The organism is Acidobacteriota bacterium (genome assembly GCA_028874215.1).
Lineage (GTDB): Bacteria > Acidobacteriota > UBA6911 > RPQK01 > JAJDTT01 > JAJDTT01.
On record JAPPLF010000064.1, the window covers coordinates 14,294 to 36,788 of the forward strand.

At 62.0% G+C, this 22,495-nt stretch carries 19 protein-coding genes; 14 read left to right on the forward strand and 5 right to left on the reverse strand.

Features of this window, described 5'->3' with window-relative positions:
* Positions 1 to 34: 34 nt before the first annotated feature.
* Both OXT71_12305 and OXT71_12310 read right to left on the reverse strand, forming a co-directional pair.
* Positions 35 to 1,477 (reverse strand): amidase, encoded by a 1,443-nt coding sequence (locus OXT71_12305; protein MDE2927172.1) that lies wholly within the window; start codon positions 1,475 to 1,477, stop codon positions 35 to 37.
* A gap of 79 nt (positions 1,478 to 1,556) precedes the next feature.
* The gene (locus OXT71_12310) at positions 1,557 to 2,354 is read right to left on the reverse strand and encodes an SDR family NAD(P)-dependent oxidoreductase (protein MDE2927173.1); all 798 of its coding nucleotides are present in this window, start codon (positions 2,352 to 2,354) and stop codon (positions 1,557 to 1,559) included.
* A gap of 148 nt (positions 2,355 to 2,502) precedes the next feature.
* On the opposite strand from OXT71_12310, the gene OXT71_12315 reads away from it, so the two are divergent.
* Entirely contained in the window at positions 2,503 to 2,691 is a 189-nt protein-coding gene (locus OXT71_12315) for a hypothetical protein (protein MDE2927174.1), read from the forward strand.
* Between the two features lie 355 nt (positions 2,692 to 3,046).
* Here OXT71_12315 and OXT71_12320 read toward each other — a convergent pair whose 3' ends face one another.
* A complete protein-coding gene (locus tag OXT71_12320; protein ID MDE2927175.1) occupies positions 3,047 to 3,217 on the reverse strand; it encodes a hypothetical protein in 171 nt (56 codons plus the stop codon).
* A 213-nt stretch (positions 3,218 to 3,430) separates the two neighbouring features.
* Between OXT71_12320 and OXT71_12325 the strand changes: the two genes are divergently transcribed.
* From OXT71_12325 to OXT71_12365, 9 genes are all read left to right on the forward strand, one after another.
* Complete coding sequence (locus OXT71_12325) at positions 3,431 to 3,658, forward strand: DUF433 domain-containing protein (protein ID MDE2927176.1); 228 nt, start codon at positions 3,431 to 3,433, stop codon at positions 3,656 to 3,658.
* Positions 3,659 to 3,687: 29 nt separating this feature from the next.
* Positions 3,688 to 4,029, forward strand: a complete 342-nt coding sequence (locus tag OXT71_12330) for a DUF5615 family PIN-like protein (GenBank protein MDE2927177.1) — start codon at positions 3,688 to 3,690, stop codon at positions 4,027 to 4,029.
* A 15-nt stretch (positions 4,030 to 4,044) separates the two neighbouring features.
* Positions 4,045 to 4,362, forward strand: coding sequence for a DUF2442 domain-containing protein (locus tag OXT71_12335; protein ID MDE2927178.1), 318 nt, complete (start codon positions 4,045 to 4,047; stop codon positions 4,360 to 4,362).
* Between the two features lie 12 nt (positions 4,363 to 4,374).
* Positions 4,375 to 4,512 carry a hypothetical protein gene (locus tag OXT71_12340; protein ID MDE2927179.1) on the forward strand — a complete coding sequence of 46 codons (138 nt, stop codon included), beginning with the start codon at positions 4,375 to 4,377 and terminating at the stop codon, positions 4,510 to 4,512.
* A gap of 242 nt (positions 4,513 to 4,754) precedes the next feature.
* Complete coding sequence (locus OXT71_12345) at positions 4,755 to 6,401, forward strand: HsdR family type I site-specific deoxyribonuclease (protein ID MDE2927180.1); 1,647 nt, start codon at positions 4,755 to 4,757, stop codon at positions 6,399 to 6,401.
* Entirely contained in the window at positions 6,398 to 7,207 is an 810-nt protein-coding gene (locus tag OXT71_12350; protein MDE2927181.1) for a DUF1080 domain-containing protein, read from the forward strand. The genes OXT71_12345 and OXT71_12350 overlap by 4 nt, the downstream gene beginning before the upstream one ends.
* 184 nt (positions 7,208 to 7,391) lie before the next feature.
* Entirely contained in the window at positions 7,392 to 8,999 is a 1,608-nt protein-coding gene (locus tag OXT71_12355) for a Fic family protein (GenBank protein ID MDE2927182.1), read from the forward strand.
* 187 nt (positions 9,000 to 9,186) lie between these two features.
* A complete protein-coding gene (locus tag OXT71_12360) occupies positions 9,187 to 9,987 on the forward strand; it encodes an ABC transporter ATP-binding protein (protein MDE2927183.1) in 801 nt (266 codons plus the stop codon).
* Positions 9,984 to 11,690, forward strand: coding sequence for a hypothetical protein (locus tag OXT71_12365; protein MDE2927184.1), 1,707 nt, complete (start codon positions 9,984 to 9,986; stop codon positions 11,688 to 11,690). Before OXT71_12360 ends, OXT71_12365 begins: the two co-directional genes overlap by 4 nt.
* A 110-nt stretch (positions 11,691 to 11,800) precedes the next feature.
* Here the strand turns inward: OXT71_12365 and OXT71_12370 are convergent, their stop codons facing one another.
* Positions 11,801 to 12,901, reverse strand: a complete 1,101-nt coding sequence (locus OXT71_12370) for a mandelate racemase/muconate lactonizing enzyme family protein (protein ID MDE2927185.1) — start codon at positions 12,899 to 12,901, stop codon at positions 11,801 to 11,803.
* A 236-nt stretch (positions 12,902 to 13,137) separates the two neighbouring features.
* Between OXT71_12370 and OXT71_12375 the strand changes: the two genes are divergently transcribed.
* The 4 genes from OXT71_12375 (at position 13,138) to OXT71_12390 (ending at position 21,406) form a co-directional block, all read left to right on the forward strand.
* Complete coding sequence (locus OXT71_12375; GenBank protein ID MDE2927186.1) at positions 13,138 to 14,043, forward strand: hypothetical protein; 906 nt, start codon at positions 13,138 to 13,140, stop codon at positions 14,041 to 14,043.
* Between the two features lie 25 nt (positions 14,044 to 14,068).
* Entirely contained in the window at positions 14,069 to 17,257 is a 3,189-nt protein-coding gene (locus OXT71_12380) for a TonB-dependent receptor (protein ID MDE2927187.1), read from the forward strand.
* A gap of 34 nt (positions 17,258 to 17,291) precedes the next feature.
* Positions 17,292 to 18,191, forward strand: a complete 900-nt coding sequence (locus tag OXT71_12385; GenBank protein MDE2927188.1) for a hypothetical protein — start codon at positions 17,292 to 17,294, stop codon at positions 18,189 to 18,191.
* A 98-nt stretch (positions 18,192 to 18,289) separates the two neighbouring features.
* Positions 18,290 to 21,406, forward strand: a complete 3,117-nt coding sequence (locus OXT71_12390; GenBank protein MDE2927189.1) for a TonB-dependent receptor — start codon at positions 18,290 to 18,292, stop codon at positions 21,404 to 21,406.
* A gap of 60 nt (positions 21,407 to 21,466) precedes the next feature.
* On the opposite strand, the gene OXT71_12395 is transcribed toward OXT71_12390, so the two are convergent.
* A complete protein-coding gene (locus OXT71_12395) occupies positions 21,467 to 22,489 on the reverse strand; it encodes a methyltransferase (protein MDE2927190.1) in 1,023 nt (340 codons plus the stop codon).
* Positions 22,490 to 22,495 lie beyond the last annotated feature (6 nt).

A 22,495-nucleotide genomic window follows, 5' to 3' on the forward strand; every position in this document is an offset into this window, starting at 1 on the left:
GTTCACTCCCTTGATGAATGATGAAATCCGGATGTCAATCGTCGAATTCGGGGGGACGCCTGTCGGCCCAGGGCCGCGCTTCCTCGAAAGCCGCGGAAGCGGCCAGCACCGTCTCCTCGTCGCCCCAACGGCCCACGATCTGCAGCCCGATGGGCAGTCCGTCGTCGGAAAACCCGCAGGGGACGCTGGCCGCCGGATTCTCCGTCACATTGAACGGAAAGGTGAAGGGAAAGAAACGCCAGGCCGGCTTGGAGAGCCGGCGGCCGGCAACCACTTCGGGAGGCCGTCCGATGGGAAACGCCCACACCGAGGTCACGGGGGTCAGCAGAAGATCATATTCGCCGAAGAAACGGGCGGTCTCGGCCCGATAGAACCCGATCTTGTTGAGAGAGCGGTAGCAGTCCGCCGCCGACAGGCTGCGGCCATGCTCCAGAGTCTCCCTGAAATAGTCGGTGAGCTGTTCCCGGGACTTGCGGTCGTCCAGGAACTGTCCGAGGCAGGCGTAGCCCTTGGCCGCGAAGTAGTCGAAGAAATCCTGGAACATCACGTCATTGTGTTCCGGGCCGAAGGTGACCTCCTCCACCCGGGCGCCCAACTCGACGAACACCAGCACCGCGCTCACGACACGCTCCGCGACTTGGGGGTCCACGACGGCTCCCCCCAGATCCAGATTGAACCCGACTCTCAGACCGCGAACTCCCCGGCCCACCGCCGCCTCGAAGTCGGGAGGCTCCTCCTGGATGGTCCCGTACTCGGCGTCCGGAGCGGGTCCGGCCAGGGCGGCTGCGAGAATGGCGGCGTCCCGGACGGTCCGGGTCATGGGACCGACCGACGAGTTGTTGATGGGATTCCAGGAATTCATGTCCGCGTGGCGGCGCGGGATGCGGCCCTGGGTGGCCTTGAGGCCGTAGATTCCGTTCAGGCAAGAGGGGATTCGGATGCTCCCGCCTCCGTCGCTGCCTTGCGCCACCGCGGTGAGCCCGGCTGCCACCGCGGCGCCCGCACCGCCGCTGGACCCTCCGGACGTCCTCTCGGGGTTCCAGGGATTCCGGCAGGGACCGTAGATCAGATTCTCGGTGGTGCCGGAGAAGCCGAACTCGGGGGTGTTGGTCTTGCCGATGATGACCCCGCCGGCGTCCTTCACCCGCTCCACGCAGAGGGCGTCGCTGGCGGCGACCTCATCGGCCGGAACCGAGCCGTGGGTGAAGCGGACCCCCTCGACGCCCTCCAGGTCCTTGATGGGCACGGGAATACCGTGCAGAGGTCCCAGAGGCTCGCCCGCCAGGACCGCAGCCTCCGCTTCCCGCGCCTGTTCCAGCGCCAGATCGTGGGTGACGGTGATGAAGGCCCCCAGCCTGGAGTTGTAGTGGTCGATCCTCTCCAGCGTGGCCTCCACCAGTTCCACCGGCGACAGCTCCCTGGACGCGATGAGTTCCCGGAGCCGACTGAGGGGTTGATACGCCAGTTCATGGTCCATAGCCATCGTTTTTTCCCTTATCCCCATTCCCGCCGATGCAACTGCGGGAGACCCCGCCGGGTCCCGGCCGGCAGGGCCATTATCCCATGGCCGCGCCGCCGTCCACGCAGATGGTCTGACCCGTGATGTTGCGGGCCTCGTCGGAGGCCAGGAAGGCCGCCAGGTGACCGATGTCCTCGGGGGTCTGCTCCCGCTGCATGGGAGTGGCGCTCTTGACCCATTGCTCGAACATCTGGCGGGGATCCTCGACGTCGAAATCGGGGTGCGCACCGATCATGGGAGCCAACCGGTGCCAGAACGGGGACCAGATCATGCCCGGGCAAATTGCGTTCACGTTGACGTTGTAGGGGGCCAGATCCTTGGCCGTGACCCGGGTCAGGCTCAGCACGGCGTTCTTGGCGGCAGTGTAGTCTGGGAGGATCTGGGCATCCCGCCGGGCGGCAATGGAAGAAATGTTGATGATCTTGCCGTACCGGCGCTCCATCATGTGCGGCGCCACCGCCTTGGAGAGCAGGAACGGACCCTTGACGTTGACCCGGTAGCAGTTGTCCCAATCCTCTTCCACCTGGTTCGTGAAGGGCATGCCGATCCGCCTTCCGAAGAGCCCGGCGTTGTTGACCATGATGTCGATCTTGCCGAACGCTTTCCGTCCGGCTTCCACCAGGCCGAGGCAATCCTGTGCGAGGGTGACGTCCGCCCGGACGACCAGGGACCCGCGGCCCAGCTCCCGCAACTTAGCGGCGCAGCGTTCCGCCGCTTCCACGTCGATGTCCGAAACCACCACGTCGGCCCCGTCGCGAGCCAGCGCCAGACAGATCCCGGAGCCGATGCCGCCTCCGCCTCCGGTTACCACGGCGACCCGATCCTGCAATCGCATGCTTGATCTCCTTACGGTTTGCAGTGAGTGAAAACGGCGGCAGAATACACTTGTGCCGAACTGAAACTCAATCGGCGCGGGCCGGCGAGGACAGCGGGTCGAGCCGATTCGATCTGCTAGACTGACTGCGTCCCCGAGCAGCGCCGCCATGCCTTCTACGATCTCCGATTTTCTCTCCCAGCTTCGATTCCCCTACCTGTTCCTGCTCACGGCCGCCGTCTTCTTTCTGGACGTGCTGGTTCCCGATCTCGTCCCTTTCGTTGACGAGATCCTGCTGGCGTTGGGGACCCTGTTGCTGTCGAGACTCAAAAGGAACAGAAGCGATGGCGCGGGTTAGTTGCGTGTTGGCCGTCACCGGGAGTCTCTCCCGAACGGAACACGCGAACCCCCGCGTTTAGCCCAGTCCTTCAAGCCCAGAGGTGAGTCGGATCGCGGCATATTCGATGCCGCAAGGAGTCATTTGGCTGCCTGCAGTGACATTCTCGACGGGCTGACCCGGGAGGTGGAGGAATCAGTCACAGGTATCGTCACCGGCAATGCTGATGGGGCACGAGTCTTGGCCGTCATGGGGTCTGATCTGCTGTTTTGCGGGCCTGTAGAACACGCCCCGCCTGGCCTCCGCCCAATCGAGAAGCTCGGGAACGTCCGCGGTATCGATCCGATCATCGGGCAACTCTTCGAGTGCCGAAAGCTCAGCGTTTCGATGGTTGGCCAACCTGGTGCTCCCCTTCTTCATAAGCGGCTCTCTCCCGTCTCGACGCCTTGCGGTTGCTGATGATGCTTCCGAACTGCTCCCCGCTCTCGTAATCGACTCCCGGGCAAGCATGAACCACGATCAACACCACCGGGCCCACCATGCCCATGTTTCGCCATCCTGGCTCGTCCGGACCCGGATCATCTCGTGTAATGGCGAGTGCATTTGCGACTATACTCATCCTAGTGATGCATTCGCGACTGGTCAGTTTGTCCCTGCTGGCAGTACATCCAGAGTTCAAGAGAGGTTTGATGCAGCGGCTGTTTGGCGTGAAGTCCAGTCCGATCGTTGGCAAGACCAATGTTTGACAAGGAAATGAAACATGGATGCTGAACTCATTCAATCCGATCCCGCAGTCATGATGGGCAAGCCCGTGGTTGCAGGGACACGAGTTACCGTTGAATTGATTCTGGAAAAACTCTCTGCTGGTGAGACCGTGGACCAGATTCTCGAGGCTCATCCCCGCCTGACCAGGGAAGGCGTCCTGGCAGCCTTGAGTTTCGCAGCTCGCGCCCTGCGGGCTGATGTCGTTTATCCGACCGTCGGGTAGAGCACGTGAACCTGCTGGCGGACGAAGGCGTGGACCGACTCATCGTTGACCGCTTGCGGCAGGATGGCCACACCGTGCAGTACGTTGCAGAGATGGAACCAGGAATTGATGACGCTGCCGTGCTGCGACGAGCTACCCAGCATGGCGCCCTGCTGATTACGGCGGATAAAGACTTCGGCGAATTCGTGTTTCGCATGGGACAGATCCACACCGGTGTAGTGCTCCTTCGCTTGACAGGCTTGCCTGGGGAAACGAAGGCGCGAATCGTATCCGCTATCCTCGCCGAACGAAACCGCGAACTCCTCGCTGCTTTCAGTGTCATTTCCCCGGGGACGGTACGGATTCGTCCGCAGGCGGGAAGCGTTCATTGAGATAACGTGAGATCGATGCGACGCGACATCGTTTCAGCTATCGACCGGGGTGACTACCTCATCGAAATCGAGTTCGAGAATGGCCGACATGGAACCGTTGACTTCTCGAATTACCTGGACCGGCAAGGAGTATTTCAACGATTCAGGGACCTTGAGTTCTTCCGGAGCTTCGCCATCAACCGGGAGCTCGGAGTTCTCACGTGGGGCGACGAGATCGACATCGCACCGGAAACCTTGTATTCCAAGGCTACTGGAACCGCTCTTCCGGAATGGATGCATACGGGCAAAGAGACTCTGGCGAACCCACGGTCGCCGACACGCGGGCGAACCTGATCGAAACGACTAATGACACTACCCTCCTTCCAGGAAGACCTGATCTCCCGACTACGGGCACTGGGTCTCCTGCAGAACCTCGGCTACGAGTACCTCACCCGGAAGAAGCGGACGACGCCCGGGGCGGGCGGCTGGGCGGCGTTCTCCTGAAACGCGTACTGGCGGAGCAACCCCGCAGGCAGAACGTCATCCGCTTCAAGAAGCGCGAACACACCTTCAGCGAGGGCAACATTCTTGCCGCCGGCCCGACATCGTGCTCTTCGTCAACGGGATCCCCCTGGTGGTCATCGAGTGCAAGCGGCCGGACATGAAGGACCCCATCGCTCAGGCCGTCAGCCAGCAGATTCGAAACCAGCAACAGAACCAGATTCCCCACCTTTTTTTTCGCGCAGTTGCTCCTTGCCGTCTCGAAGAACGAAGCCAATTACGCCACGGTGGGAACTCCACCCAAGTTCTGGTCGGCATGGAAGAAAGACTTCGGTGAGAGGGATCTGGCCGACCTGAACGAGAAGGTGAATCTCCCGCTCAGCGAAAGGCAGATCGACAGAATCTGCGCTTCCCGGGACCTCGGGCGAGAGCACGTGGCGAGCTACGGCCGCCTGGAACGCCAAGTGACGCCGCAGGACAGGGCGCTCTACTCACTGTGCCGCAGAGAGCGGCTTCTGGAACTGGTCCATGGTTCCATGGTCTTCGACGCAGGAGAGAAAAAGGTCGCCCGGTACCAGCAGTATTTCTGCGTCAGGAAGATCCTCGACCGGGTGCGGCGAACCCGGCGGGACGGATCCCGCCAAGGGGGGATCGTTTGGCATACCCAGGGCAGCGGTAAAAGCCTGACCATGGTGATGTTGGCCGAGGCATTGGCCCTGGAACCAAGCATCGACGACTACAAGATCGTATTGGTGACCGACCGCGTCGATCTCGACGACCAGATCTACAAGACCTTCCGCCACTGCGGCACCCAGCCCGTCCAGGCGAGAACCGGCAAACACCTGGGTGGGCTGCTCATGAACGACAAGGCTCAGATCATCACCGCGGTGATCGACAAGTTCGAGCTGGCGGTCGGCAAAGCCGGCGTGCGCAATGAACATCCAAACATCTTCGTCCTGGTGGACGAGAGCCACCGGGGGCATTTCGGGGAGATGCACGCCAAGATGAAGCTGGCGCTCCCCAACGCCTGTTTCATCGGCTTCACCGGCACGCCGGTCATGCGGAAGGACCGGAACACGATCCAACGATTCGGAGGTTTGATCGACGCCTACACCTTGGAGCAGGCGGTGCAGGACAAGGCTGTGGTTCCGCTGCTCTACGAAGGCCGGCACGTCGATCAGAAGGTCGACACCGAGGCGGTCGATGACTGGTTCGAGCGTATCACGGAGCGTCTCACCGACCGGCAGAAAGGAGACCTGAAGCGGAAGTTCTCGTCCAGCGACCAGTTGAACAAGGCCGAGCAGAAGGTCATGCGAATCGCCTGGGACGTCAGTGAGCATGATGCCGACAACTGGCGCTCCACTCCCTACCAGGCCCAACTCGTCGCGCAGGGCAAGGCTACGGCGCTCCTGTACAAGCGGTTCGTCGACGAGTTCGGCATGGTCACCAGCGAGGTGCTGATCTCCGGACCGGATGATCGAGAGGGGGAAACGGACGTCCACGAAGAGTCCAGGGACCTGGTCAAGGTTTTCCGGAAAAGGATGATGGCGAAATATGGCAGCGAGAAGGAGTACAACCGCCAGATCATCAGCGCCTTCAAGAATGCCGAGACGCCCGAGATCATCATCGTCGTCGACAAGTTGCTGACAGGCTTCGATGCGCCGCGCAACACCGTCCTCTACTTCCTCACAAGCTGCCCTCGTCCGTTTCTTCGTCCCGTTACCGCCGAATGGTACTCCGCTTGGACACGGTCACGGAAGCAACCCGGATTCAGGCCGCCCGTATCAGCTCTTCCGGACGGCGCCAGAACCTTATTGCGAGTGAGATTGCGGCTATACTCGGCCCTAAGGTGCGGTGGAGACTCGGCTGTTTTTTCCTGCTGGCGGCTATGACTGCGGGAGCGAATGCCAGCGACAAGGAGGAGTGGGTCCAACTCTTCAACGGCAGGAACCTGGACGGCTGGGTCCCCAAGGTTCGCGGCCACGAGACGGGAGTCAATTTCGGAAACACCTTCCGTGTCACGGACGGGGTGATGCAGGTCGGCTACGAGACGTACGAAGGTCCCTTTGACGCACGATTCGGCCACATCTTCTACGAGCGTCCGTTCTCCTACTACATTCTCGTCGTGGAATACCGGTTTGTGGGCCAACAGGCAAAGGGCGGTCCGGAATGGGCCCTTCGCAACAGCGGCATCATGATGCACTCGCCGGCCCCGGAGACAATGGGCCGCAACCAGGACTTCCCGATCTCCATCGAAGTTCAACTGTTGGGGGGAGACGGGGAACGGGAGCGGACCACCATGAACCTCTGCACACCGGGGACGAACGTGGTGATCAACGGCAAACTCGAGACGAGGCACTGCATCAAGTCCCGGTCGAAGACCTATCACGGGGAGCAATGGGTCCGGGCTGAGGTGATGGTGCTGGGCAGCTCCGTGATCCGGCACATCGCCGAGGGAGAGGTCGTCCTGGAGTACGAGATGCCGCAGATCGGCGGCGGGGCCGTCGACGGTCACGACCCGGCATTCAAGCGGGACGGCGAACTGCTCGAGAGCGGCTACATCTCATTGCAGAGCGAGAGCCACCCCATCGAGTTCCGCAAGGTCGAGTTGCTGAACCTGGCGGGATGCATGGATCCGGACGCGTCGAACTACAAGAGCTACTACGTCAAGTCCGAGCCGGATACCTGCCGATACTAGTCCGGCGGTTCCCGGAACCGGCGGCGTTCCCGACAGCTTCGACGCAGTGATCGCTACCGGCGCACAAGCGTCCTCGACGAGACCGGGCTTGCTATATTGGAAACAGAACTCTCCGGACAGGTGATTGATTTGGGTCTCTGGACAACGCTCTACCTCATCCAAGTCAGGGCCGGGAGCTAATGCGATGAAGCGTGTCTGTCCAATTTCAGGAGAACTGGCAGAGATCGTCGAGTCCAATGACGAGGTCATCGTCGAGCAGGCGAAACTTGGACGGTACATCCTGGACGCGGGTGCACACTCGGCACTTTCGTCTGACACCGTAACAAGAACGCGCATGGCCAGGTGGATCGCGGAATCCCACTCGCTCGGCATCAATATCCCACGACTCACCGTCGAGCACGTTCATTTCTTCCAACGTCTCACGGATCTGGAGGCACGGATTTCGAATTGGCGCGACCGGCGCCACGAGGTGAAATCAACAGATGACGAACGTCTTTGGAAGAAGCTGAGGCTCGAATGGAACTACAACAGCAACCACATCGAGGGGAACCCCCTCACCTATCACGAAACTGAATTGCTACTCATGTTCGGCCGCACGGCTGGAGGACACCCGTTACGGGATTACGCGGAGATGAAAGCGCACGACGTGGCCATCGACCACACCCGGCGACTCGCACAAGGGGAGCGGCTTCTGGGCGAGGGCGATATACGGGATCTAAACCAGATTCTGCTCAAGGAGCCGTTCTGGCAAACGGCTGAAACACCGGACGGCCAGCCGACGCGAAAGCGCATCGTTCCGGGTCAATACAAGACACAACCAAACCATGTCCGAACCGCCACAGGTGAACTGCATCGATTCGCGGAACCTGAGGACACGCCTGCCCGGATGGCCGAATGGACCCGTAAATTCCACCGGGACCTGGCGCGGCACGCGTACCCATTGCCCATGTTCCTCGCCGAATCACACTGGCGCTTCTTGCGCATTCATCCATTCGACGACGGCAATGGGCGCACGGCGCGGTTGCTCGCCAACTACGCACTGCTTCGGAGAGACCTTCCGCCCATCGTCATCAGAAGCCGAGAAAAAGACCACTACATAGGTGCACTTCAAAACGCCGATGTGGATCGAAGGCTACCACTCGCCGACTTCATGCTGCGGAACCTCTTGAGATCTATTGATCTTGCCATTCGAGCCGCGAAGGGGAAATCGATCCGCGAACCCGAGGACATGGTCAAGGAAATCGGCATCTTTGTGCGAAGAAAAAAGGGACCCGACCCGAACAAGTCCGATCTCGACATGCTCGATGACGTTTTTCTGATGCACGTGAATCCAGTCATTCAAACGTTGGACAGTCGATTTGAATCCTTGTCCCCGCTGTTTAGACGGTATTACGCGCTCTCATACCTGTCACAGGGATCGAACTCGGTTCAATCCGGCAATCTGTTCGAGAGGGAGAATTGGGAAAACACCAAGCAGTCCCACATCGTGATCCCAGGATTCAGCCTAATCAATGAGCAGGAACTCACGCTCAAGCAAGAATATCGCTTCCAGGAATACACCGGAACCGGGGACACCCGTTTCGACTTGACACGATCCGTGACCTGGAAACTGGGCTCCGAAGGATTCCTGTTTGAGATAACGACCAACAGAGCAGGCCCCGCGGCAATAAGCCAACGGATCGCATACTCGGAACTCGAAGGCCAAACCACAGCAATGGAGCCGACGATCGACCAGATTTGCCGAAGCATGATGAATGAAATCGATGGCCGGTCGAAGGGACTGATTCAGTAGCTGAGAGTATCCGGACTCGGACACCACCAAGGGTCGCCTTTCCGGACTTGCCCAAATAGCTGAATCGTGTGGGCAATTATTTTGATCTCGGGTTGTCGGACTTGTGGCGGGCTTCGACAAGAACTGAACGCGACAATCCTCCCCGATCATCGCGCTCCGAGATGAGAAACTCGGGCTCGCGAATGTCATGGATCAAACAGATCTCCCCCCTGACCATCAGTTGACCGTCTCCGTAGACAATCTGACGTTCAGCTACGGGAGCAACCGGGTCCTGCACGGGTTGTCGTTCGCCCTGGGCAAAGGCGACGTGGTGGGGCTGCTGGGACCCAACGGCGCGGGGAAGAGCACGACCATCAAGGTCCTGACCGGGATCCTGCCACCGGACGAAGGATCGGTTCGCGTCGCCGGTTATTCCATGCCGGGCGAGGTTGTGGAGGCCAAGAAACGGATCGGGTACGTACCCGAAGCCGCGGCGCTTTTCGAAAGCCTCTCGGGACAGGAATTCCTGGAGCTCATGGGCCGCCTGCAGGAAGTGCCGGAAGAGCTGCTTCAATTCCGAATCGCCCGATTCCTCGAGCAATTCGACTTGGCCGGAGTCCGCCTCCGGCGTCTGGACGGCTACTCCAAGGGGATGCGCCAGAAGGTGCTCCTGAGCGCGGCCCTCCTTCACAATCCCGACGTTTTGATGCTGGACGAACCCCTCTCCGGCTTGGACGTCAACGCCGGACTCATGGTTCGGGACCTCATCGCCGCCCTGGCCGCGGAGGGCAAGACCGTACTCTACAGCTCGCACGTCCTGGACGTGGTGGAGCGGGTGTGCGACCGCGCCTTGATCATCCACGAAGGCCGCCTCATCGCGGACGGGTCGCTGGAATCACTGAAGGTTTCCACCCGGAAGGGCCGTCTCGAAGACGTTTTTCGCCAACTGACCGATGAGGAAGGGACGGTGAGCGGCGTTTCGGAAATCATCGAGGCTCTCCGGTCATGAAGGCAATTCTCATGAAAGCGCTTCGTTCGCTGAGCAAACGGCTCTTCCACGGCCCGGAGTTCACCGCGCAGCTGCGACGATTCGGAATCGAGCCCCGCCGATACTGGATCCTGGTCGATCTGTTCGAGACGCTCGGCAAGCGGCAGGAAGTGGCGCGGATGGGTTCCGACGCCTTCACTATGCGCACCTTCACGATCATCTGGTTCTTTCTTTCAGGTGGAATAGGCATTGTGATGGCAGCGTTTGGCGCCAACGCCGGAGTCTACCTCCTGACCTTTCTCGCGCTCACCGCTTTCCAACTCAGCATGTTGCTGATCCCCGAGATCGCCGAGGGACTCGTGAACCCGGTCGAGGGACTGATTCTGGCTCATCAGCCGGTCAACGGCGCCACATGGCTCGCTGCCAAACTCACCCATCTCTTCAGGATCGTGGGCTACGTGGTGGCAGGGGTCAACGTCGTGCCGGCGCTCGTTCCCCTTCTCGGTCCCAGCGGAGAAGGGTTTCGGCCATTGGTTTATCCCTTCCTGCATCTTATGGCGGCTCTCGGGATCGGGCTGGTGGTCGGGTTTCTCTGCTGCAGCCTCTTCGGGTGGTTGGTCCGCTTCATTCCCGTCCGGCGTCTCAAGGCGGCCGCGGCCATGGTCCAAGTCATACCCATGTTGATTGGGGCAGGTCTTCAGTTCTTGAGTGCGTCGGGTGTGCTCGTGAACAACCTGGAGCGTTGGTTGATCTCCATCGAGCCGCCCGAAGCCTGGTTCGGAATCGGCAACGCGGTTCCCGGGGGATTCCCGGCTCTGCTGGGTGTGATGGTCTTTGCGCTCATGGCGGTTGCCGTCGTGCCAGGGCTGCGGGCACTCTCCGTGGATCATTTGATCCGCGTCTCGAGTCTGATGCGCTCGGGAGCCCGGGTGCGCAGGCGCGTGCGGAGAGGATGGCCGATGGGGCCACGAATCGCCAGGTTCGCCGGCGGTCAGGCCGGCCGCGCCGGTTACGAGTATCTGCGCTCGATGGCTTTGAGAGACTGGCAATTCCGGAAGAACATGGCCGTGAATACGCCGTATCTGTTCATCGGCCTCATCGGCCTGCTCGTCGTGGGCACCGAAACCACTCCATTCGCCGCCGGCTTCGCCTACACTCACTTTCTGCCCCATCTGATCGGTTTGATGGTTTTTGTCACCTGCCTTTACTTGGCGTATGGCAACGACTACAAGGCGGTCTGGACGTTTGGCATCGTTCCAGGTTCGTCTTTCCGTCCGTTCGCGAGGGGAATCCATGGGGGACTCTGGCTCCTGCTGGTACTTTTTCCCAACCTGGCCTGCTTCATCGTGCTGACCTGGTCCTGGGGCGTCAGAGATGCGCTGTGGGTCATCGCTTACAGCACCGCGGTGGCCTCCCTGTATCTGGCCGTCGGCCTCCGATTGATCGACGGGATCCCCTTCGGAAAAAAGACCCCGCCCGCCCGGCAGGTCGTCACCGTGGCGATGATGATGGTTTACTTCTTGGTTCTGAGTGTCGCCATCGGAATCCAGTACCTCGTGTTCCGTTCCGTCGTGGCGGTTGCCGCCGTGACGGTCCTCGTGAGTGTTGGGGCCTACTTTCTGACCATGGCGACGCTGGCCGATTTCGAGTCCCGCATTCGGCAAGGCCTGATTCCGGGTGCGGGGCGACAATTCCTCGCCTTCGTCCAACCGAAAACGCCATGAAGGACAGCACGGGCAAAGTGCTGCTGGATGTGCGATCGACGCAAACCCGGATGAAGACACCCGCCAAGTAGGCCCGGCGCGGCTTCCGTAGCCGCCGGCCCTCGCCGCCGTCAGGCCACCCGGTACGGTTCCAGCACCTCCCAGTTCGGCTCCATGCCCAGTCCCGGGGTCTGGGGAACGCTCACGCATCCGTCCTCGTCCAGGGTCAGCGATTCCTCGAAAATCTGCCCGTGCAACGGGTTCACCGTCTCGCGGTAGAACTCCAGGATCAGGCCGTTGGGAATGGCGGCCACCAGGTGGATGTGCACCTCCTGGGCGCCGTGGGGGGCGATGTGCAGGTCGTGGGCCGACGCCAGGGAGGCCACGTTCATGAATTCGGTGATTCCGCCCAGGATCTGGGCGTCGGCGTTGAGTATGGACGCCGAACCGTGCTGGATCAGGTCGCGGAAGCCGTAACGGGTGTATTCGTTCTCCCCCGTGGCCACGGGAATGGAAGAGGCTCGGGCGACCCGGGCGTGCCCCTCGTAGTCGTCCGGCGCCACCGGCTCCTCGAACCAGAAGACGTCGTAGGGTTCCATCTTCCTGGCGATCTCGACGGCCTGGTAGGCCACGTAGGCGTTGTTGGCATCGACCATCAACTTCACGTCGGGTCCGATGGTCTCGCGCACGACCCGAACCCGCTCCACGTCCTGGTTGATCTCCACTCCGCCGATCTTCATCTTCACCGCCCGGGCGCCCAACTCCAGGTTCTCCTCCATTTCCCGGGCCAACTCGCGGAGGCCCTTTCCCTCCTCGTAGTAACCGCCGGCGACATAGGTGGGAATCCGGTCGCAAAAACCCCCCAGCAGCTTGTGAACCGGCATCCCGAGGGCCTTTCCCATCAGGTCCCAGAGCGCGATGTCCACGGCGCTGATGATCCAGGTGGTCAGACCCCGGCGGCCCACCACCTTGGGCAGCCACATGTTCTCCCAGATCCGGCGGTAATTGAACGGATCCTCTCCGATCAGGGCTTCCTTGAAATGTTCCACCAGCGCGACGGTCATGGGAGCCGACAAGCCGGGACCGCCCGCCCAACCCACACCGTAGAGCCCGTCGTCGGTATGCACGCGGACCAGGTTCAGCCGAACCGTGGCATAGGTGTATTTCCCGTTGCTGATGGGCCGGGGACGGGGCCAGGAATAGCACTGAACGTTCACCTCGGTGATCTTCATGGGTGGTGCTCCTTGCCCGGGCACCATAGCAGTCCGCGCCGAAAGTCTCCATGAACCCACCAAAGACCCGAGTGCCGAGTGCTGTGGACGGTTCGGATGCGTGCATCCTCCTGGCGTGGTTATTTTTTTCCGGTCGGTCTCACCCCGTGACCGTAGTGTGATGCGTCGCTCACCCGTGGTACGATGAGCCCCACGCGATACGGTAACGAAGGTCCCAGGATCACATTGCCACCGAGATGACCGCCCTTTCGAGTCGACCCACGCGACGGCGCTTTCAGCGGGAACTGGGAATGGCTCTGGCCGGCGGCGGCTGGATTCTTCCCGCGGCCTGCGGCGCGCCGGCCACGGAGTCCTCCGCCGGTAGCGGCGCCGGCGTCCCGCTCGCCTGCAACTTCCGATCCTCCTTCATGACCTGGGACTATCCTCCTCCGGCCTACACCGAGAAGCACGACATCCCCTACGGGAACATTGCCCGGATTCAGTTGGACGCCATTACCGACGTCATCGACGATTCCAGCGGCGAGAGAGTGCGGTTCGTTCTGATCCAGCCCTGCCGGACGGAGCGCGTCTACAAGGAGGACCGCCTCTTCCAGATCCCCAGCGCCGAGTATCGCGTGATCTATTCGCTGGAACAGTTCCGCAGCGTCGGCAAGGGGATGACCTACGGGGGGCGGAGGCCGGTCGGAAAATTGGTCAAAGACACGTACCGGTCCCTGGTCATCGACGTGGCGACCTTTTCGAACACGCGGGTTCTCCGAACCCCCGCTGAAGTCAACGAGGCGACCGGCGCCAACCATCCCCTGGTGGGGCGCACCGAGATCAAGGATCCGAAACGTCCACTGCGTTACGTCATCGAATACCCCATCAAGACCATGAATTTCATGCCCAAGGACAATTCCTACCAAATCGATACGGGTCCTCTCCTGGTCCCCGATTTCGACCTGGATCAGGACTCGGCCATCGATCGACTGGAAATGGCCCATGTCGCGTTCAACCACAAGGCTCCGGACCTGGCCGAGTTCATTCTGCGGCAGCCCACACCGGTCTTGGACGATGACGGCCGGGAGCTCTGCCAGGTTCTTCACTACTCCAAGGTCCGAGTCCATGCGGCCCGAAATACGCTGCTGGCCGGTATTGCCTAGCTGATTCATTCCGGAGATTCACATCATGTCGCTCAGAAGCCTGCTCCCTGACTCTGATTTTCTTCGCTTGCGCCGCTCACTGCGCGGGCCGGGGATCGCGGCGGCGGTTCTGCTGTCTGTCGTGGTGCTGCTGCCCGCCCAGACCGACACCGGGACCATCCGCGGCTACGTCTACGACGAGACCCGGGCCGTGTTGCCCGGCGTCACCGTCACCGCCACCTACCAGGGCCGCGGCGTGACCCGGGAGACCCTCACTTCGGATGTCGGCGAATACGTCCTGAGCCGGGTCGATCCCGGCCACTACACGCTCCGCTTCGAGCTGCCCGGATTCGCTCCCTATGTGGTGCAGGACCTGGAGGTGCTGGTGGGAGAGACACAGAGCTTCTCTCCGGAGATCGTGGTGGCCGCGGAGGCCATCGTCGTCACTGCGGAAGCGAACCGGACAGTGATCGCCCACGACAAGGTCCACCAATCCAACCATATCGATTCCACCAGCATCGACGACCTTCCCATCAACCGCCGCGACTACCTGGACCTGGCGCTTCTGACTCCCGGCGTCGTGGACTCGAACTACGTGGCGGATGACAAGGATTTCCGCATCGCCCCGACCCCGGCGTCGGGACTGGGGATCGGCGGCGGAGGCGGCCGCGGCAACACCTTCACCATCGACGGCCTGAACAACAACTACGGCAGCGGCGCCGTCCGGTCCTCCGTCACCCAGGAAGCGGTGCAGGAATTTCAGATCAACCGCAACTCGTTCTCGGCGGAACTGGGCGGTGCGCCCGGCGGCGCCATCAACATCGTCACCAAGGGGGGGACCAACGAATTTCGCGGGTCCGTCTTCGGCGTGCTCCGCAACCGCCATTTCCAGGCCCGCAATTACTTCGATCCGTCCGAGTCGGCCTACACCCGCGCCCAGAGCGGGGGTTCCTTCGGAGGCCCCATCCTGCGAGACAGGACGTTCTTCTTCGCCGCCTACGAACGCCTCGACCGTCACGAGTCTGCGTTTGTTCCCCTGCTCCAGGACAGGTCGTTTCTCTACGAATTGAAGCCCACGCAGCAGGCCCTGGCCGATTTGCTCACCAGTCCCGCCGTTCCGGCGTTTCTGGTCCCGGCGGCAAAGGAGCTCGTCCAGGCCCTGACTCCGGGAAACCATCCCCACGTCGTCCAATTGTTCGAAAACAACAGCGGGGTCTTCCCCTTCTCGGAAGAACGGCAGCAGTTCATCGCCCGCATCGACCATGCGGTGGGGACCGGACACGATCTCTTCTTCCGGGGGAACTGGACGGGCCTGAACAGTCAGCACACCAACTTCGGTTCGCTGGTGGCCCGCAGCCGGGGACGCAACAACGACGTGAACGATTTCACCATCGGATTGGGCAACAACTGGGTGATCAATCCGGAATGGATCAGCGAAACCTGGTTGGCCGTCGGGTACCATGACTCCGGCACCTACCCCACCGATCCGCACGGTCCCTCCATCGATATCAGCGGGTACGGTAATTTCGGACGGGACTTCATCCTGCCGACCCGGAACGTCGAACGCATGTACCAGGCACGGCAGAACTTCACCTACGTCCATGGCAACCACACGGTGAAGGTCGGTGCGGACCTCCATCCGTTCTACGACAGCGTCCGGTCCGAGACCTTCTTCAGCGGACGGTTCATCTTCGGAGAGGCGGTTCCCCTTTCGCTGCTGATCGACAGCGCCTTTGGGTCTCCCATTTCCCCGCTGATCAAGGGATTGCTGATTTCGGCCGGCAGGAATCAGTTGGCGGAGGCTGTCGACGAGCCCATCACCTCACTCCAGGCCTACGCGCTGGGCCTCCCCATCGTCTACCAGCAGGGGTTCGGGAATCCCTACTGGCGCGGCTGGGGGCACAACTACGGGTTCTTTCTGGAGGACTCGTGGCGCATCCACCCCAAGTTCCTGCTGACTCTGGGGTTGCGCTACGAACTCTTTCGTGCATCCGATTTCCCCCGGGACAACAACAATTTCGGACCGCGGGTGGGATTCGCCTTTAGCCCCGACGCCAAGACCGTGGTGCGCGGCGGCTACGGGATCTTCCACGGCCGGATCGACAGCCAGATCGTCTACATCCACGATCTGCTCTCAGACGAATCGCAGCAGATCTTTCAGGCCTTCGTCCCCCTGACCGGCATCGGCTTCATCAGTGCGTTGACCGGAGCGCCCCTCAGCTCGGCGGAGATTTATCAAACGGCCTTGTCTCGGGGCATCCTGGGCAAGCGGCAGATGGTGGCAGAGGATCTGGCCATCCACGGACTCACTCCCATGCGTGACCTCCCTTTGCGCGTCGCGTTCTCGGTGGCCGACGATATCGTGAACCCCTACTCCCAACAGGCCAGCCTCGAGATTCAGAGAGAAGCGGGCGGATTCTCCCTGTCGGCCGGCTACAACTTCAACCGCGGCGTCCACATCGTCCGGCCTCTGGACATCAACATCTACCAGGCCGGGACCAATGCCGCGGGCAGGCCTATCGTCGGGTTCCACCGGCCGGAGATCCTGCAGAACAACTACTACGGGAGCTGGGCCAATTCCTTTTATCACGCCCTGGTCCTGCAGCTTGAAAAGCGCATCTCCAACAGCTTCATGATCTCGGCCCACCACACCTGGAGCAAGGCGATGGACGAGATGACCGACTACAACTCCTCGTTCCAACCGCATCTGCAATGGGACGCCCGGGCGGAGATGGCCCTCTCCTCGTACCACCGGGGACACCGGTTCGTCATCCGCACCCTGGGGAAACTCCCCTGGAAAGCGGGCCGGGGCAAGGGATTCGGACACAACGTGTTCGGCGACCTGACTCTTTCCGGCATACTCACGGCGCGCTCGTTCGCCCCCTTCAACCTCAACGCGGGCTACGACAACGTGGGCGACCGCCACACCGACACCCACCGGCCCTGGGGCCTGGGACGCAACGTCGGGATCGGACCCGACTTTTTCAGCATCGACATGCGCGTGAAGCGCCGGGTCACCTTCGCAGAGGAGAAGAGCGTGGACATTGCCGTGGAGGCGTTCAACCTGCTCAACCGCACCAACTTCAAGCACGTCAACGGCGAGGTGGGAACGCTCGCGTTGGAAGAGCTTCCCTCCTCCTACAAGGGGCGCATCGGCCCCGTAACGCAGCCGTTCTCGTACACCGCGGCGTTCCCGCCCCGGCAAATCCAGCTCTCACTCCGGATCAACTTCTGATTTCAGGAAAAGGGTCACTACCGGGGACACCGCCATGTTGAATCGATCGACGCGCCGCCACTTTCAGGGCCAGTTGGGAGTGGCGCTGGCCGGAGGCAGTTGGATTCTTTCCGCGGGCTGCCAGGCGCCCGCGGAAGAGTCTTCGTCCGGGGACGGCAATACCGCCACGCGGCCGGCCTGCGACTTTCAGGCCTCTTTCATGACCTGGGACTTCCCGCCCCCGCCGACCAACGAGAAGCACGAACTCCCCTTCGGCAACATGGCCCGGATCCAATTGGAGGCCATCACCGACGTCATCGACGACTCCAGCGGCGAGAGCGAACGGTTCATCCTGATCCAGCCCTGCCGGACCGAGCGGGTCTACAAGGAGGACCGCCTCTTCCAGATTCCCAGCGGCGAGTATCGGGTGATCTACTCGCTGGACCAGTTTCGGAGCGTCGGCACGCGGATGACCTACCAGGGAGGACGCTCGACGGGGGCGCCGGTGAAGGACAAGTTCCGGTCATTGGCCATCGACGTGGTCACCTTCCCCGACACCCGGGTGCTCCAAACTCCCGCGGAAGTCAACGAAGCAACCGGAGCCAACCACCCCATCGTGGGCCGCACCGAGATCAAGGATCCCGAGCTGCCGCTGCGTTACGTCATCGAATACCCCATCAAGACCATGAACGTCATGCCCACGGACAACTCCTACCAGATCGACACGGGTCCGCTCCTGGTTCCCGATTTCGACCTGGAAGCGGAGCCGGTCATCGATCGCCTGGAGATGGCCCACGTCGCGTTCAATCACAAGCACCCGGAGCTGGCGGAGTTCATCCTCCGGCAGCCCACGCCGGTGACGGACGAAGAGGGCAAGGAACTCTGCCGAATCCTCCACTACTCCAAGGTCCGGGTCGATTCGGCCCAAAACTCGCTCCTGGCGGGCATGGGATAAGATCTTCAGCTCCGTTGGGAATCTCACTTCAGGACCAAGCCCAAAGTCATAAGCGGCCGAGACTGGGCTCAACGGGTTTCTTGCGTCGAGCGGGAACCGTGGGCGCGCTCCTCGCCAACGCCGTCCTGCTGAGCGCCCAGACCGACACCGGCACCATCCGCGGCTACGTCTACGATCAGACCCAGGCCGTCCTTCCGGGGGTGACCGTCATTGCGACCTACCAGGGCCGCGGCGTCATTCGGGAAGTCTTCACTTCGGATCTCGGCGAATACGTCCTGAGCCGGATCGATCCCGGCCTCTACACGCTGAGCTTTGATTTTCCCGGTTTCGCACCCTACGTGGTCCAGGATCTGGAGGTGCGGGTGGGAGAGACCCGGACCTTCTCCGCGGAGCTGGCGGCGGCCGCCGCGGCGATTGAAATCACCGCCGAGGCAACGCGAACCATCGTCTCCCACGACAAGACCCAGCAGTCCAACCACATCGACTCCGTCAGCATCGAGGACCTTCCCATCAACCGCCGCGACTATCTGGCCCTGGCCCTCCTGATCCCCGGTGTCGTCGACTCGAGCTACGTCGCGGATGACAAAGACCATCGGCTCGCCCCGGCCCCCGCGTCGGGCCTCGGCATCGGCGGCGGCGGCGGCCGCGGCAACGCCTTCACCATCGACGGCCTGAACAACAACTACGCCACCGGCGGCGTCCGGTCCTCCATCAGCCAGGACGCGGTGCGGGAGTTCCAGGTCAACCGGAACTCGTTCTCCGCCGAACTGGGCGGGGCGCCCGGGGGAGCCATCAACATCGTTACCAAAGGAGGAAGCAACGATTTCCGCGGATCCATTTTCGGAGTTCTGCGAAACCGCCGCTTTCAAGCCTACATTCCCAGCATTCCGGATGGCTGGGAATACACCCGGGCTCAGAGCGGGGCGTCCTTCGGCGGTCCCATCGTGCCCGGAAAGACGTTTTTCTTCAGCGCGTACGAGCGTCTCGACCGCCACCAGATGGGATACGTTCCCCTGCTCAGGAGCGAGGCGTTTCTCTACGAACTGACACCCTCGCAACAGGCCCTGGCCGAAGCCCTCGCCAACGGCGCGTCCCCACCCCACGCCAGATCGCTGGCACGACTGCTCTCAACCTCATTGATTCCGGGAAACGACTCCCACGTGGTGTCCCTGTTCGAGGAAAACAGCGGCCTCTTCCCCTTCGCGGAGGAGCGCCAGCAGTTCATGAGCCGTTTCGACCACGCGTTCGGGCCCGGACACAATCTCTTCCTGCGCGGAAACTGGACGGGTCAGGACAGCGAGAACACCGACTTCGGAGCACTGGTGGCCCGGAACCGCGGACGCGACAAGCACCTGAACGATTTCTCCCTGGCACTCGGCAACAGCCTTGTGATGGGCGCCAAGTGGATCGGCGAGACCTGGCTGGGATTTGCGTACCACGACTTCGGCATCGAACCCACCGACCCCTACGGCCCCGCCATCGACATCAACGGATTCGGCCAATTCGGAAGAGATCTGATCCTGCCGATCCGGAACATCGAGCGCATGGGGCAAGCGCGGCAGAACTTCACCTACGTCTCGGGCAAACATACGGTCAAGTTCGGCGCGGACATCTACACCTTCTACGACAGCGGCCGTTCCGAAACCTTTTTCAGCGGGCGATTCGTCTTCGGGGAGGGCGTGCCCCTTTCGGCTGCGATCGACGACCAGGTCGGCAGCGGCGCTTCCCGATCGATCAGGGAGTCGTTGCTGCGTTCCGATTCTCCCCAGTTGGCGGCGGCGGTCGACGAGCCCATGACCTCGCTTCAGGCCTACGCGCTGGGCCTGCCCCTCGCCTACCAGCAGGGTTTCGGCGATCCTCACTGGACCCGATGGGCGAATTCCTTCGGGTTCTTCGTGGAGGACTCGTGGCGGGTCCATCAGAGCTTCCTGTTGACCCTGGGAGTGCGTTACGACCTCTTCCGAAAGGCGGGGTTTCCCCAGGACAACAACAACTTCGGGCCGCGGGCCGGATTCGCCTGGAGCCCCAATCCCAAGACCGTCGTGCGTGGCGGCTACGGAATCTTTTTCGCGCGGATCAACCGCCAGATCACGCACATCAAAGACCTGTTCGGAGAGGAAGCCCAGCAGATCCTCCAAGTCTACGTCCCGCGAACCGGCATCCCGGGAATCGAAAGTTCACTGACGGGACAGCCCCTCACGTCGTCGCAGATCTACCGGTCGCTCCTTGACCTGGGCGTCCTGGGCCGGCGGCGGATCTCAGCCGAGGATCTGGCGTTGCACGGTCTGGTTCCGGCCCGCGACCTGCCCTTCCGCGTCGGGTTCGATGTGGCCGACGACATCGTGAACCCCTACGCCCAGCAGGCCAGCCTGGAGGTTCAGAGGGAGTTGGGAGGCTTCGCACTCTCGGCCGGATACAACTTCAACCGCGGCGTCCACGTGGTCCGCTCTCTCGACGTCAACGTCTATCGCGCCGGGACCGACGCCCGGGGACGGCCCATTGTCGGATTCCACCGCCCGGACCTGCTGCAGGACAACAGGTACGGCAGTTGGGCCAATTCCTTCTATCACGCCCTTCTCCTGCAACTGGAAAAGCGTTTTTCGAAGATTCTCACCATCTCGGCGCATCACACCTGGAGCAAGGCCATTGACGAGAACACCGACTTCAACTCGGCGTTCCAGCCTCATCTGCAGTGGGACGCAAAGGCGGAACGAGCCCTGTCCTCCTTCCACCGCGGTCACCGCTTCGTCCTGAGGACCATCGGGAATCTCCCCTGGAAGGCGGGCCGGGGTCGAGGATTGCGAAACAACCTGTTCGGCGACCTGACCCTTTCCGGGATCGTCACCAAACGCTCCTTCGCCCCCTTCAATCTCCTCGCCGGATACGACAATGTGGGGGACCGCCACACCAGCACCCACCGGCCCTGGGGAGTGGGCCGGAACGTCGGCATCGGACCCGACTACTTCACCGTGGACATGCGCGTGAAGCGCCGGTTCTCCCTGTTCGAGGGCAAGAGCCTGGACGTCGTCATCGACGGCTTCAACATGTTCCACCGCACCAATCTGAGGAAGGTCAACGGGACCGTGGGAAGGCTGACCCTGGAGGAACTCCCGTCCTCCTACGAGGGACGCCGGGGAGCGGTGACGGAGCCGTTCTCGTTCACCTCGAGATTCCTGGGGAGGCAGTTTCAGGTGTCTCTCCGGCTGAACTTCTGAGGCCCAGGAGCGGCGGATTCCAAACCGCCGACTTCCGGCAGCAACAAGACGACACCCGGCTCAAGGTTTTCTCGCCGTGATCAGGCTCCGATGACACTTCATCGGGACGAATTGGAAGTCAACGAAGCCGGTGGCCTCAAGCAGGCCGTTCATCTCCGATACCGAATAGCATTTCCCCTCCGTCGAATACATCAGCAGCACCGAGTATTCGGCGACCTCCAGGGGTCCGGTCTTGCCGGCGTTGATGTGCGTATCGTGAATCGCGATCAGCCCTCCGGGCATGAGCGATTCGAAGGAGCGGGCGAGGACACGCTCGACATTGCCCCGGTCCCAGTCGTGCAGCACGTTGGAGAAAAGGTGAACGTCGTATCCGGAGGGTATCCCGTCGAACATGTCGCCGGCGACGATCCCGATTCGATGGGAGAGGCCCATGGTCTCGATGAAGCCGCCCGCGACGGCGTCTGCGGGTGGTTTCTCCAGAATCGACGCCTCAAGATGCGGGTGCTCCAGCACGAGATGGCAGGCGTAGATTCCCGACCCGCCGCCGATGTCCAACAGCCGCGTCCGGTCCCGGCAATTCAGGCACCTGGCCAGGAGAGGAGCGAACCAGGCGCCCCGGCTGTCCATGGCGGCCGTGAACGACCCGGCGAATTCCGCATCTTCCATGGCGGACACCCACTCCTGCCGGCTGCCGTCGGCCCAGCTCGCCGGTTCGCCGGTGCGGAGCACGTTCACCATCGACCGGCAGACGGACCGCGTCCCCAACGAAGCAAAGTAAGGAAGCAGGCTGCGCCGGGAGCCTCGGGTCAGGAAGGTCCTGGAGAGCGACGTCAATACGAAGCCTTGGTCCCGGCGGCGCACCAGGCCCATGGCGGTGAAAAGCGTCATCATCACGTCCGCCGGGCGGTCTTGGATTCCCAGCGCGGAACAGATCGCGTGCCGGTCCATGACCCGGGTCTCCAGCCGGGAGAACAGGTCCAGGTGGACGGCGGCGGCGAGCAGCAGGTCGGAGGCGTAGATGCTGTCCCGGGCCCGGAACAGGATTCCCGGGTCGGGAAGACCGCCGCCTCCACTCTCATTCATGGGTCG